Below are 13,022 nucleotides of genomic sequence, written 5' to 3' on the forward strand. Positions count from 1 at the left end.
TATTAAGCAGGCACGAATGTAACAAATTAAATTATTATGCTTTCTTATTTTGTATATGCTTTTCGCTTTGTAAGCATTGAATTTATTGATGGTTTAATCAATTAAATCTATCATGGATTAAGAGGATGGATTTTCATAAAAAAACGTCGATTCCAATGAATCGACGTTTTTTATACTTGCAGCTTTTATTTATCCTTCAATTTTGTGAAGTACCATTTTCTTGGCTTTTTCGATAGCTTGTTCCAATCCTTTAGGATCCTTACCACCAGCTGAGGCAAAGAAAGGCTGTCCACCACCACCACCTTTGATTTCTTTGGCAGCTTCGCGAACAATATTTCCTGCATGCAGGTCATATTCTTTCACAAGGTTGTCAGAGAACATGATGGTTAGGTTTGCTTTTCCACCTAAATCGGCACCTGTAATGAATACCAGATTCTCAACTTCACCTTTTAATTGGAAAGCGATGTCTTTTAAATCAGCAGCACTTCCAACAGTTAATGGCTCTGTAATGAAATTTACATCTTTGGTTACAGATATGTTCCCTTTAAGATCATTCTTCATCACTTTTAAGCGATCTTTCATAAAGCCATCCAAATCCTTTTTCAAGCCTGAATTTTCGGACATCAGGTCTTCAATGTTTTTAAGTAGATTTTGGCTCGATTTAAATATTTTTTCAATATTTCTTAGAGTATTCAGCTTGTCGTTGATGTATTGTTCTGCTTTATCAGCGGTAATGGCTTCAATTCTTCGAACACCTGCCGAGATAGCTCCTTCTGAAATAATCTTGAATAAACCAATCTGGCCTGTTGCTTTAACGTGCGTACCACCACATAGCTCAACAGAGTCGTCAAATTTTACAACACGAACCAAATCACCATATTTTTCACCAAATAAAGCCATTGCTCCCATATTTACAGCTTCAGCCATTGGGATATGATTCTTGATTTCAACAGCAATATTCTCTCTGATTTTCTTGTTTACAATTGCTTCAACTTTAGCAATTTCTTCTTCGCTTACTTTTTGGAAGTGAGAGAAGTCAAAACGCAAATGATCAGGATTCACCAACGAACCTTTTTGCTCAACATGATCGCCTAAAACTTCACGCAATGCATGATGCATTAGGTGAGTAGCTGTATGGTTGTTTGCAGTAAGTTTTCTTTTACTATCACTTACATAAGCTTTAAAAGTTGCTGTTGGATCGGTTGGCAATTCTTTTGCAAAGTGTACAATCAAACCATGTTCTTTCTTGGTATCGATGATCGAGATTTTCTGGCCATTTGCTTCAATGTAACCAGTATCCCCAACTTGTCCACCACTTTCACCATAGAAAGGAGTGATGTTGAATACCATTTGGTAAGAATCTTTTCCTTTGCTAGTGATCTTTCTGTAACGAGTAATTCTTACATCCGTGCTTAAGTAATCGTAACCAATAAATTCCTCAACATCATCTTTTAAAAGCTCAACCCAATCGCCAGTATCAACCGAGGTTGCAGAGCGAGATCTGTTTTTCTGAGCTTCCATTTCTGTATTGAATTCCCTTCTGTTTACAACCAAATCTTGTTCTTTCAAAATCAATTCAGTTAAATCCAATGGGAATCCGTAGGTATCATACAATTCAAAAGCCAATTTACCTGGAATAACCTTAAAGTCATCAGCTTTTGTTTTTTCTATAATCTGATCTAATAATCGAATACCATTCTCAAGTGTTCTTAAGAATGAATTTTCTTCTTCCTTAATTACTTTTTCAATTAAAGTTTGCTGTTTCACCAACTCAGGGAAGTGCTGTCCCATAACTTCAATTAATACAGGAATCAAACGATACATAAATGGATCTTTAAATCCTAAGAAGGTATAACCGTAACGAACAGCTCTACGAAGAATACGACGAATTACATATCCTGCCTTATTATTCGATGGCAATTGTCCATCAGTTATGGCAAAGGCAATGGTTCTGATATGGTCAGCAATTACGCGAAGTGCAATGTCAATTTCTTCATTTTTACCATACTCTTTGCCAGCCATTTTAGCAATGGTTTGAATGATTGGTTGGAATACATCTGTATCGTAGTTCGAAGTTTTTCCTTGCATTGCCATACACAAACGTTCAAATCCCATTCCTGTATCAACGTGTTGATGAGGAAGAGCTTCTAAAGAACCGTCAGCTTTTCTGTTGAATTGCATAAATACAAGATTCCAGATCTCAATTACTTGTGGATGATCCATATTTACAAGATCTCTACCTGAAGTAATTTTCCTTTCTTCATCACTTCTCAAGTCGATGTGAATTTCAGAACAAGGACCACATGGACCTTGATCACCCATTTCCCAGAAGTTATCTTTTTTATTGCCATTGATAATATGGTTTTCAGGAAGATATTTCATCCAATATCCAGCTGCTTCATCATCACGATCTAACTTATCTTCAGCGCTACCTTCAAAAACAGAGGCATATAAACGATCCGTTGGCAGTTTATAAACTTCAGTTAAAAGTTCCCATGCCCAATCAATGGCTTCTTTTTTAAAGTAATCACCAAACGACCAGTTTCCCAACATCTCGAACATGGTGTGATGATAGGTGTCGTGTCCTACCTCTTCAAGGTCATTGTGTTTTCCCGAAACGCGCAAGCATTTCTGAGAGTTGGCAATTCTATTGTACTTTACTGGCGAATTACCAAGAAAAATATCCTTAAACTGATTCATACCAGCATTGGTAAACATCAAGGTAGGATCATCTTTAATTACCATCGGTGCTGATGGAACGATTTTATGTTGCTTTGAATTAAAAAAATCCAAAAATGCTTGTCTTATTTCGCTAGAATTCATGAGTCTATTATGTTTTAAATAGATGAGATTTCGATACTTAGCTTGCAAAGTTAGATTATTTCCTTAATTTTGTTGACTTAATTGAGCAAAAATTTAGGCTTTTTCTGTAAAAAATTAACCTAAAAGTATTACATGGCGAAAACGAAGTATCGGTTTAACCCTGAGTCTGTTAGCTACGAAAAGGTAGAGATTAATTTTAAGACACGTTTTGTCAATGTTCTTAAGCATATGGCTTCCAGTTCAGTACTAGCTATTTTTATGGTTGTAGTATTGTTCTATTTCTTCGGTTCACCCAAGGAAAGATCATTGGAGAGAGAAAATCAGAGATTACTTACCCAATACAGTTTATTAAATACAAAACTTCAACAGGTGCAAACGGTTCTAAGTGATTTAGAACAAAGAGACGATAACATATACCGTGTTATTTTTGAAGCAGAGCCTATTCATTCAAACATCCGTAAAGCGGGCTTTGGAGGAGTAAATCGTTACAAGCATTTGGAGAGTATGGATAATGCTGAGCTTGTAATTTCAACTACCAAGAAGCTGGATCAGGTTGCAAAAACATTGTATGTTCAAACCAAATCTTACGACGATGTTGAGGAAATGGTAAAGAATAAATTTAAAATGCTTTCTGCAATTCCTGCAATTATGCCACTGGCGATAAAGGATTTTGGACGTATTTCGGCTGGTTATGGTTGGAGGATTCACCCAATTTATAAAACTCGTAAATTTCATGATGGAATGGATTTTACTGGAAAGATTGGAACTCCGATATATGCAACTGGAGATGGAGTGGTAAAAACAGCTAGGAAAGAGAGAGGTTACGGTAAGAAAATCGTAATTGATCATGGATATGGTTATACAACTATTTATGCTCACTTGGATAATTACAGGGTAAAAAAAGGACAAAAGGTAAAGCGAGGAGAAATTATTGGAGAACTGGGGAATACAGGTATTTCAACAGGACCTCACTTGCATTATGAAGTAAGAAAGGGACGAAAGACATTAAATCCAATTAACTACTATTTTAATGACCTTACAGCAGAAGAATATGACCAAATGGTTGCATATGCCGAAAACACTGGTCAAACAATGGATTAATTCTACCGACAAAAATTAGGAGAACATAAAAAGTGGCACGGAAAAATTTATTCCGTGCCATTTTATTTATTACTTTAGTTAATAATTTATTCCCATATACTTAGCTTTGCCCTGGTTAAAAAAGGGTAAGATTTAAAATTAATCGACGTGCCTTACAAAGAGAAGAAAATAGAAAAACTTTATTATTCAATTGGTGAAGTTGCTGATATGTTTAAGGTAAATACTTCCTTAATTAGATATTGGGAAAAAGAATTCGATATCATAAAGCCAAAGAAAAATAAGAAAGGAAACCGATTTTTCACTCAGGATGATATTGAAAATTTTCATTTGATTTTCCATTTGGTAAAAGAGCGAGGAATGACTTTGAAGGGAGCCAAGCAAAAACTAAAAGAGAACAAAGAGGATACGGAGAATAATTTTACGGTTGTGTCCCGCTTGCAAGAGATCAAAGATTTGTTGTTGGAAATCAAAGATGCATTGTAATCATTAAAACTTATTAGAATTGAAAGTACGGGATATTATTTCGTCTATAGAAGAGGTTGCGCCACTATCGTACCAAGAATCGTATGATAATGCTGGACTTATTGTGGGAGAATACAATCAAGAAGTTAGTGGTATTTTAATCTGTCTTGATGTAATTGAAAGAGTTGTTGAAGAGGCAATTCAAAAAGGAGCGAATCTAATTATTGCTCACCATCCGATTGTATTTAAAGGATTAAAAAGATTTAATGGATCAAACTATGTGGAGCGAACTGTAATGATGGCCATTAAGAACAATATTGCCATTTATGCTGCACATACCAATATAGATTCGGTTTGTGGAGGAGTTAGCGAGAGAATTTGCGATTTAATAGGCTTGCAAAACAAGAAAATTTTATCCCCAATTGGAGAAGATCTTAAGAAATTGGTGACTTTTGTTCCTAATGATCATGCGCAAAAGGTGAGAGATGCACTTTTTAACGCTGGAGCTGGTAGCATTGGGAATTACGACTCGTGTAGTTTTAATGTGGAAGGAGAAGGAACTTTTCGAGGTGGAGAAGGAACAAATCCGTATGTAGGAGAAAAAGAGAAGTTACACTTCGAGAAAGAAGTAAGAGTTGAAACTATTTTTCCAAAGCACTTAAAAGGAAAAGTTGTGGGGGCAATGCTAAATGCTCATCCATATGAAGAGGTTGCCTATGATATTTATTCTCTCGACAATAATAATCCTCAAGTTGGATTAGGAATGATTGGAGAATTGGAGAGAGAAGAAAATACTATTGATTTTTTGAAAAGAATAAAAGAAACATTTGGTTGTGGATGCATCAGATATACCAATATTAATAAGGAAAAGATTAAAAAAGTAGCTGTTTGTGGTGGAAGTGGAAGTTTTTTATTGAGAAATGCCATATCAGCTAAAGCCGATATATTTGTTACCGGAGACTTTAAATATCACGAGTTTTTTGATGCTGAGGACAAGTTAATAATTGCCGATATTGGACATTATGAAAGTGAACAGTTTACTCGAGATATTTTTTATGAGATAGTTACAAAAAAATTACCTAACTTTGCGGTTCATATTTCTGAGATAAATTCGAATCCAATAAATTATTTGTAAACATATGACAACACAAGATCCAAAAGCTTCAGATTTTAAGGATATTTCAGTTGAAGAAAAATTACGTACGTTGTACGAAATGCAATCTGTTGATTCTGAGGTAGACCAAATTAGAACGCTAAGAGGGGAGCTTCCTTTGGAAGTGCAGGACTTGGAAGATGAGATTGCCGGACTTGATACCAGAATCGAAAATCTAAATAACGAGGTAAAAGAACTTGTCGATACGATTGCTAAGAAAAAGCAAGAAATTAAAGAAGCTGGTTTGTTAATTAAAAAGTACGAAGCTCAGCAGATGAATGTTCGCAATAACCGTGAGTTTGATTCTATTTCTAAGGAAATCGAATTCCAAAACCTTGAAATTGAACTATGCGAAAAGCGTATTAAGGAGTTTACTGCGGAAATGGGTAACAAAAAAGCTTTAATCGAAAATTCAGAAGCTATTTTTGCTGAGAAGAAAGCTGATTTGGAATCTAAAAAAGGTGAGTTGGATGCGATTGTTTCCGAGACTCAAAAGGAAGAAGAAAAGTTGATGGGAAAGTCTGAATCATTCAAAAATAAGATTGAAGAAAGACTTTTAACAGCTTATACAAGAATTCGCTCGAATGCAAGAAACGGATTGGCAGTGGTAACTGTTGAGCGTGATGCTTGTGGAGGTTGTTTTAACAAGATTCCACCACAACGTCAAATGGACATCCGTTCTCGTAAGAAGATTATCGTTTGTGAGTATTGCGGACGTATTTTGGTTGACCGTTACATTTGCGATTACGATAACAGTCTTGAGGAGGCAGATAAAGCTGCAGCTGCTGCTAAGCCAAAAAGAAGAACTCGTAAGAAAGAATAGTACGATTTTGAAAAATATAGAAACGGTTATCTTTATGAAGGTAACCGTTTTTTATTATAGCATATTGCAATATGAATATAGCAGATTATAAAGAATTACAGAGCTTGAAGAATGAGAGAGAATCGTTTTATATTTATTTTTCAGCTCCAAACTGTGGCGTTTGCAAGGCATTGCAACCTAAATTGGAGGATTTGTTTCAGACTAATTTTGCCAAATTAAAAGCATATCATGTAGATACTGCACTGCAGCCTGACATTGCTGCCCAGGAAGGTTTATATACAAACCCTTCATTGCTTGTTTTTATTGATGGACAAGAAGTTTTAAGAAGAAGTCGAACGATTGGGCTGGATGAGGTAAATGAGTCGTTAAACCGATATTATAAGATGTTTTTTTAAGAATAAAAAATGCCAGTAATTCAATTACCGGCATTCCTTTTAATGTTATTATTCTAATAAACTCCTGTATTCAGCATCACCAATGGGCATGCTTCTTCGGTTTCGATACCGTGGGCATTTGCTTTTTTATAAAATTCCGGATTTTCAGTTCCTGGAGGAAATAGTATTCTTTCAGGTTTTAATCCAATAATATAATCATGGAAAGACTCTAGATTTTTTGGTGAAAGATAAATTGCTATTGTTTGAACTTTAGTCTCACATGGCTTTCCTGTTTGGATTGTAACATCAGAAATGATTCCTTCCTTGTTTCCTACTGCAACTGTTTCAATATCGTGCTTTCGAAGAAGTTTTACGCATTTATTTGAGTATCGATCTTCATTAGTACTTGCGCCTAGTACGAGTGTTTTTCCTGTATTTTGCATTTTAAAATATTTATATATCTATATGTAATAAATATAGTAAAATTGATGAAAGTAGCCTTGCAAAACGAAATAAAAAAAGCCTTTTACAGATATGTCAAAAGGCTTCTTTTTGTATTCTTGAATAATTATTTCTCAATTAAAACAGTTGCATAAGCTGATATACCTTCCTGTTTTCCCACAAAACCTAATTTTTCGGTTGTTGTGGCTTTGATGGCCAAATCATCCAAATCTATTCCCATTACCTTTGCAAGGGTTTCTTGCATTTCAGGAATTAATGGTTTGATTTTAGGTTTTTGTAATGCAATTGTTGAGTCGATATTTCCTATTGAATACCCTTTCTCAGCTATGATTTCAACAGTTTTTTTTAGTAAAATTTTGCTATCAATTCCTTTAAAATCATTTGAAGTATCTGGGAAATGATAGCCAATATCTCTCATGTTTGCTGCTCCTAAAAGAGCATCGCATATTGCATGAATCAAAACATCACCATCCGAATGAGCAACACAACCTTTGTTGTGTTCAATTTTAATTCCTCCCAACCAAAATTCTTCTCCTTCGGCCAATTGATGTACATCGTAGCCAAATCCAACTCTAATCTTCATTACTTAATAATTTTATCAAGATTAGCAGTTAAGGTGAATCTTAAAGTATTTTTAAGAGGGTTGTTTTGGGTTGTTGGAATCAAGTAAGAAAAATCAATATCAAACATGTTTAGTTTTATTCCTAAACCCGCTGTGAAATACTTGCGATTCCCTTTGTCTTCGTTTTCATAGTAGTATCCACCTCTAAGTGCAAATTGCTCCTGATACCAATATTCAAGACCAAGTGACCATGCAATTTCCTTAAACTCTTCACTCATTCCTCCAGGAGCATCTGTAAAAGAGCTAAAAATACCGCTTACTACAGATTTATCTGAGGTTTCACTTCCAACAATAACACCATCATTATTATCTTCATCTAATGATCCGCTGTTTGGAGTTGGAACCAAAAGCTTATTCAGGTCTGCAGCAATGGTAAGCGAATTGTATCTGTCCAATTCCATTTTTAGTGCAGTACCCAATTTCAAATTGGTAGGAATAAATTCCTTTTCATCATCGTTGGTGTAGCTGATTTTAGAACCAATATTAGAAATGTTTAGTCCCCAGGACCATACCATGTCTCTTCGATTTCTTCTGAATTCATGCTGATAATAAATAGAAACGTCTGCTGCAAAAGCATTTCCTGCTTGAGTTTCTATGCCAGCTACATATTGAGATTGGGTTAAATCTGATCTAATGTATCTGAAAGCAATACCTCCTGAAAACTCATCGCTCAGTCTTCTTGAGTATGCAATATCAAATGCCCATTCGTTTGGGTTTTGTGCAACCGGAATGTCGTCAGCTCTTTCTAAAAACGCAATTTCACCTAAAGAGAAGTAGCGAAGAGATGCGCCAATAACTTGATTCTTATCCAATCGATAATATCCGGTAAGGTAAGAAATGCTCATATCATCTACCAAATCCCGAAGCCAAGGAGTATATGATGCTGATACACCATAATTTCCATCTATCATGGCAAATTTTGCAGGATTCCAATGCATCGAATTTACATCAGGAGATGTTGCCACACCCGCATCACCCATTGCACCAGCTCTTGAGTTTGGAGTAATGGTTAAAAAAGAAACCGCAGTTGAAATGTAGTTTGCACCAGAAGTTGAAGTCTGGGCAGAAACCTTACCAATGCCTGAAACAATTAATAGACATAGTACGATTGTGATTAAAGTTAGTTTTTTAGTCATAATAAAAATATATAATAGTCTGCAAATATAAATCAATTAACTAGTTTTGTGGAGTTTTATTATTTCAGGATCACTAATTTTTGAAATTTATTTACAGTTTTTCCATTATCAGCTCGAACTTTTACACGATAGAAGTATACTCCACGGCCAATGGAATTTCCAAAATCATCTTTTCCATCCCATTGAATGGGTCCAACCCTTTTGCCAGATGAACTAATTGTAGTTTCGATGGTTTTAATTAATTTTCCTGATACTGTTAGAATTTGAATGAGAACATCCAATTCGCTCGAAGCTTGATTGTGTTCAAAGTAAAAGCCAGTATTTGTGGTAAATGGATTAGGATAATTTAGCACATGTTTGATCACCAAATCAGCTGTTTCAGCAACAACAAAGTCTAAACTGGCAACCGATGAGTTATTCACATTATCCCAAACTTTTAATTGTATTTCATGTTCCCCGGTTTCCAATTCACTAAGCTGGTAACTTACTTTTCCGCTTTTGTAGTTGTCCAAATCTGCTTCGTAGAAGTCATTTAATTCTATTGGGTTTTCAGATTTTTGATCCAGTATTGCAATTAAATCATGGCCAATTGAGTTGCCAACGGTATTGATTCCGCTTGCATCTTGAACGATAGCCAATAAAAGGGGATTTTCATTGGTCATTCCTCCTGAGGTAAATTGTTCATCATTCATGTATAATTCTATTTCCGGACCAATTTTATCATCACTAGCACCAGGATTGGTTCCTCCAACTATAATAGAATTAGTAAAACCAGCAGCATCGGAAGTGCTGCTTGATGCATAATATGAGATTTTACCGTTACCATATTGATAGTTTATATCTTTTGGGACAAAGAATGAAAAATTGAAAATACCATTTTTAATACTTGCCTTTCCCTTATATAATATGCTGGTTTGGCTTGTATATTCAAATGGATCTCCATCATTCCCTCTGGTTGATTTATTGATGGCTTTGTCGTAAATGGTTGGGTAAACAATGCCATTAAAACTATTTAGATCTACTCCAGATCCAGAAGTAATTTTACCTGAGATTTTAATCTCACTAAGAGCTTTTAATGTGTCCACGGGTTGGGATAGTACCACATCATTTAGGTGTGTACTAATAGCATTGTGTTCAGGATAGTTTAGGCGCAGTGCTGGATCACCCAAAAGAGTGAAATTTCGTTTGTTGATTCCCGATGAAGTTGCATTTTTAGTCAGTCTCATGATATCACCCAAGCGATAAAATTTCCCATCCGAGCTTCGTTCAAATGCATAATTGTAGAAATTTTGATTCAGGGTAAAATTTGGAGATGAAAAAACAAGTCGGGTAGTTGTGAATAGTCCAATCCCACCTCCATTATCGCGAAGAAAGATTATTTCTCCAGCCGATAATTTTTTGTAGTTATCGAATCGACTGAACTCACATGTTGCAGTCATAAACAATGGAAGTTTTACAGGATTCTGCCAGGAATATATGTCATCAGTCATTAGAATGTGCTCGTGAGCCAGACCATTTTCATTACCGTGTCCCGTGTAATTCATGATCAATGTTCCTTTGTTAATACTTTCATTGATTTCCGTATTTACACTAGGATATCGCTGACCAGCCGAACTTGTTATTTGCTCAAAATCATCTAAAAATATTCTTTGAGCTCTGTATTGAGGGTGATTGTTTTCAATTTGGACAGCTAGCCTGTTGGCATCTCGCATGTGAGTATTGCTATCTTCATCGTCACCGATAAAACAAATCATTGTTTGCCAATCACCTTTTTCTGCAGAATTGTAATTTAGAATTTTCTTAACTACGATCTGCGCCTCTTCAGAAGTATTCACAGGGAATCTTCCTATTCCAATATCTACAAGTCCTGTTGCTTCTCCTTCACCATCGTCCAAAAGTCCGAAATAATCATCGGTTACGAAGGATTGTGTTGGACTAAGTGAGTTCTCAGATTGGTAGGTCAATATCTTATTCGTGTTACTTTCTCTATCCGATTTATTATCGAATGAACCATCTCCAAATAGCAATAGGTATTTGATCATATCCGATTCGCCTGTTGAGCGATCATAGAACATTTTAACAAAATTTCGAATGGCTGAAACATCATGTGCACCTGAAGAAAACTCATTAAAAATTGCATTCTGATCTACAACAGTAACGTGTAAATCATCATTGTTTCGGTGATAAGCAGCAACCTGTTCGGCATATGATAAAAATTGATTGGCACTAATAATCAGCATGTCAGTTTGTGGCAAGGAATGTAAATTTTGATTTTGTAGGTTGCCAATCACTTTTGGTTCAGGAAAATTGCCTTCAGGATTGAAAACTATAAATTCTTTTAAACTGCTGGTTGTTGTGTTAAAGCTCCCTGTAGTCCCATTTAAACTAAGAGGAATTTGTTTTATCGCATTTTGATTGCTAACATCCCAAACGCTTGTTGAGGCAGAACAGTTCTGAATTTGAAAGCGCGAAATATTGCCAGTTGCTACAGATTCGATATCTCTAAACGCCATTTGTGAACCTTTTAGAGATAGATTGCAGCGAGCATTTACCCTTAAGTAATCTAACCAACCAATGGATGAAGCAGAGCTTTTTTCATATTCCAGATGGATATCAAGCTTGTCATTTGAAGGTGTGAAACTGGGAAAGCTTTTTTCTTCCAATTTCGCATAAGTAGCTGTATAGCTTCCTGTGTTAACGGGCGAAAAATTAATAGTGCCAATGTTGATTGAACCAGAACTCAACTTTAAGGAGGTTGCTGAGGATGATCTTGCAGCGAAACGTGCTGTAACAATTGCGTTGGAAGTATTTTGTATGTTGGCGAAATTAAAACTGTAATCAAACTCTGTTGTTACATCGAATTCCTGTCCCAACCACAATCTGCCACTTTCCAATAAATTGGTTTCATCAATGTCGATTACTCGATAATCATTAAAGGCATTAACTGTATTTGTAAAACTTGATTCGGAGTTTTGCTGTGGTATAATTTGTGCACTTCCTTGGTCTGAACTCAAAAAGTAATAGGCATGATCGGAGTACAAATGGTTTTCATGAACGAATTCAGATTTATCTTCGTCATATCTCCAATTTCTGGGTCCTTTGGCATAGAATAATAAGAAATCACCATCATTAAAAGCTCCATCGCTGCCAGTGTTAAAATATATAGGAACTAAGGGAAGATCATCTTTTATCAATTCTGAATTCATTTTTGGAAGCATTCCTCCACCATAACCATAAATACGAACATTTGCCGGATTAGAAATTCCCATATCAATTAATTGTTGATAGGTAATTTTGTGAATGGCAGTTGTATCAACCGAAATTTTCACCCAGTTTCCGCTGCTTAAAACAGAATTGCTCGCATAGTTTTTTACAGACTTAACACTTCTTTGTTGGTTGATCTTTTTGAATCGAAGTTTAAAGTTGATTAGTTTTTCAATTGTTCCATTAGTTGGATTTTTTCTAATCGGAATAAATTGTACTTTTTGATATTGAATTTTTCTGATTGAAACCGACTCTGTTTCAGGCTTTATTTCTGAAGAAAAAGTTTTATTTCGTAAAATTTGCTGTTCTATGGAACTTAACTGTTCAAAATGCGTATCCAATAACTCAACAGAGAAAATTTCTCCGTCTGAACCTGTTCTTTGTAAGTGATAAAATTCAGGTAACCAGTTGTTCGTCAGATCAAGTGATGCGCCATTAAAGCTTATGGTTCTAATGTTTTCTCCATCTGGAGATGAAATATAAGTATCAGACCAATTTAGCTTGAAAGTTTCGGAAGTTTGCGAAAAACTCAGTTTTCCGATCAATAAAATTAGAACAATTATGAGATAGCGCATTTTTTGGGTTTAAGTATCGTTATTGAAAACAGAATTAACGCAAATTAAATAAAACTTTACACATTGGCGAGTAAACTGCATATGATATCTGAAACTTGAGATTTTTACTGTAGCTGAAAATCTTTTATTAAAAAATGATTCAGCTTGCGAAATGAAGAGAAAATCAGAAATTAAATTTTACTTCAGAGTATCAGTTAGATGAGTAAAGATTAGATTTTTCAATGAAA

At 35.2% G+C, this 13,022-nt stretch carries 10 protein-coding genes; 5 read left to right on the forward strand and 5 right to left on the reverse strand.

All coding sequences use genetic code 11. The annotated features are described in order from the left end of the window. Window positions 1-189 precede the first annotated feature (189 nt). Window positions 190-2,823: an alanine--tRNA ligase gene (gene alaS / locus JCM15579_RS01000; protein WP_054714446.1), complete on the reverse strand. Its 2,634-nt coding sequence runs from the start codon at window positions 2,821-2,823 to the stop codon at window positions 190-192. A 132-nt stretch (window positions 2,824-2,955) separates the two neighbouring features. On the opposite strand from alaS, the gene JCM15579_RS01005 reads away from it, so the two are divergent. From JCM15579_RS01005 to JCM15579_RS01025, 5 genes are all read left to right on the forward strand, one after another. Further along, window positions 2,956-3,924: a M23 family metallopeptidase gene (locus tag JCM15579_RS01005; protein WP_054714449.1), complete on the forward strand. Its 969-nt coding sequence runs from the start codon at window positions 2,956-2,958 to the stop codon at window positions 3,922-3,924. A gap of 147 nt (window positions 3,925-4,071) precedes the next feature. Beyond that, window positions 4,072-4,407, forward strand: coding sequence for a MerR family transcriptional regulator (locus JCM15579_RS01010; RefSeq protein WP_054714452.1), 336 nt, complete (start codon window positions 4,072-4,074; stop codon window positions 4,405-4,407). A 19-nt stretch (window positions 4,408-4,426) separates the two neighbouring features. After that, window positions 4,427-5,521: a Nif3-like dinuclear metal center hexameric protein gene (locus JCM15579_RS01015; protein WP_054714455.1), complete on the forward strand. Its 1,095-nt coding sequence runs from the start codon at window positions 4,427-4,429 to the stop codon at window positions 5,519-5,521. Between the two features lie 4 nt (window positions 5,522-5,525). Continuing rightward, entirely contained in the window at window positions 5,526-6,362 is an 837-nt protein-coding gene (locus tag JCM15579_RS01020; protein ID WP_054714458.1) for a zinc ribbon domain-containing protein, read from the forward strand. A 71-nt stretch (window positions 6,363-6,433) separates the two neighbouring features. Further along, on the forward strand, window positions 6,434-6,757 hold the full coding sequence (locus tag JCM15579_RS01025; protein WP_054714461.1) for a thioredoxin family protein: 324 nt from the start codon (window positions 6,434-6,436) through the stop codon (window positions 6,755-6,757). Between the two features lie 53 nt (window positions 6,758-6,810). Here the strand turns inward: JCM15579_RS01025 and JCM15579_RS01030 are convergent, their stop codons facing one another. From JCM15579_RS01030 to porU, 4 genes are all read right to left on the reverse strand, one after another. Continuing rightward, complete coding sequence (locus JCM15579_RS01030; protein WP_054714464.1) at window positions 6,811-7,179, reverse strand: CoA-binding protein; 369 nt, start codon at window positions 7,177-7,179, stop codon at window positions 6,811-6,813. 125 nt (window positions 7,180-7,304) lie between these two features. After that, complete coding sequence (ispF, locus tag JCM15579_RS01035; protein ID WP_054714467.1) at window positions 7,305-7,781, reverse strand: 2-C-methyl-D-erythritol 2,4-cyclodiphosphate synthase; 477 nt, start codon at window positions 7,779-7,781, stop codon at window positions 7,305-7,307. Continuing rightward, a complete protein-coding gene (porV, locus tag JCM15579_RS01040) occupies window positions 7,781-8,956 on the reverse strand; it encodes a type IX secretion system outer membrane channel protein PorV (protein ID WP_054714470.1) in 1,176 nt (391 codons plus the stop codon). The genes ispF and porV overlap by 1 nt, the downstream gene beginning before the upstream one ends. A 59-nt stretch (window positions 8,957-9,015) precedes the next feature. Then, window positions 9,016-12,795 carry a type IX secretion system sortase PorU gene (gene porU / locus JCM15579_RS01045; RefSeq protein WP_054714473.1) on the reverse strand — a complete coding sequence of 1,260 codons (3,780 nt, stop codon included), beginning with the start codon at window positions 12,793-12,795 and terminating at the stop codon, window positions 9,016-9,018. Window positions 12,796-13,022 lie beyond the last annotated feature (227 nt).

The organism is Marinifilum fragile JCM 15579, assembly GCF_001310955.1.
GTDB classification, from domain to species: Bacteria; Bacteroidota; Bacteroidia; order Bacteroidales; family Marinifilaceae; genus Marinifilum; species Marinifilum fragile.

Bases quoted from the DNA above. Each gene is read 5' to 3' on its own strand.
- alaS (WP_054714446.1), bottom strand. From the start codon at position 2,823: ATGAATTCTAGCGAAATAAGACAAGCATTTTTGGATTTTTTTAATTCA.
- JCM15579_RS01005 (WP_054714449.1), top strand. From the start codon at position 2,956: ATGGCGAAAACGAAGTATCGGTTTAACCCTGAGTCTGTTAGCTACGAA.
- JCM15579_RS01020 (WP_054714458.1), top strand. From the start codon at position 5,526: ATGACAACACAAGATCCAAAAGCTTCAGATTTTAAGGATATTTCAGTT.
- JCM15579_RS01025 (WP_054714461.1), top strand. From the start codon at position 6,434: ATGAATATAGCAGATTATAAAGAATTACAGAGCTTGAAGAATGAGAGA.
- JCM15579_RS01030 (WP_054714464.1), bottom strand. From the start codon at position 7,179: ATGCAAAATACAGGAAAAACACTCGTACTAGGCGCAAGTACTAATGAA.
- ispF (WP_054714467.1), bottom strand. From the start codon at position 7,781: ATGAAGATTAGAGTTGGATTTGGCTACGATGTACATCAATTGGCCGAA.
- porV (WP_054714470.1), bottom strand. From the start codon at position 8,956: ATGACTAAAAAACTAACTTTAATCACAATCGTACTATGTCTATTAATT.
- porU (WP_054714473.1), bottom strand. From the start codon at position 12,795: ATGCGCTATCTCATAATTGTTCTAATTTTATTGATCGGAAAACTGAGT.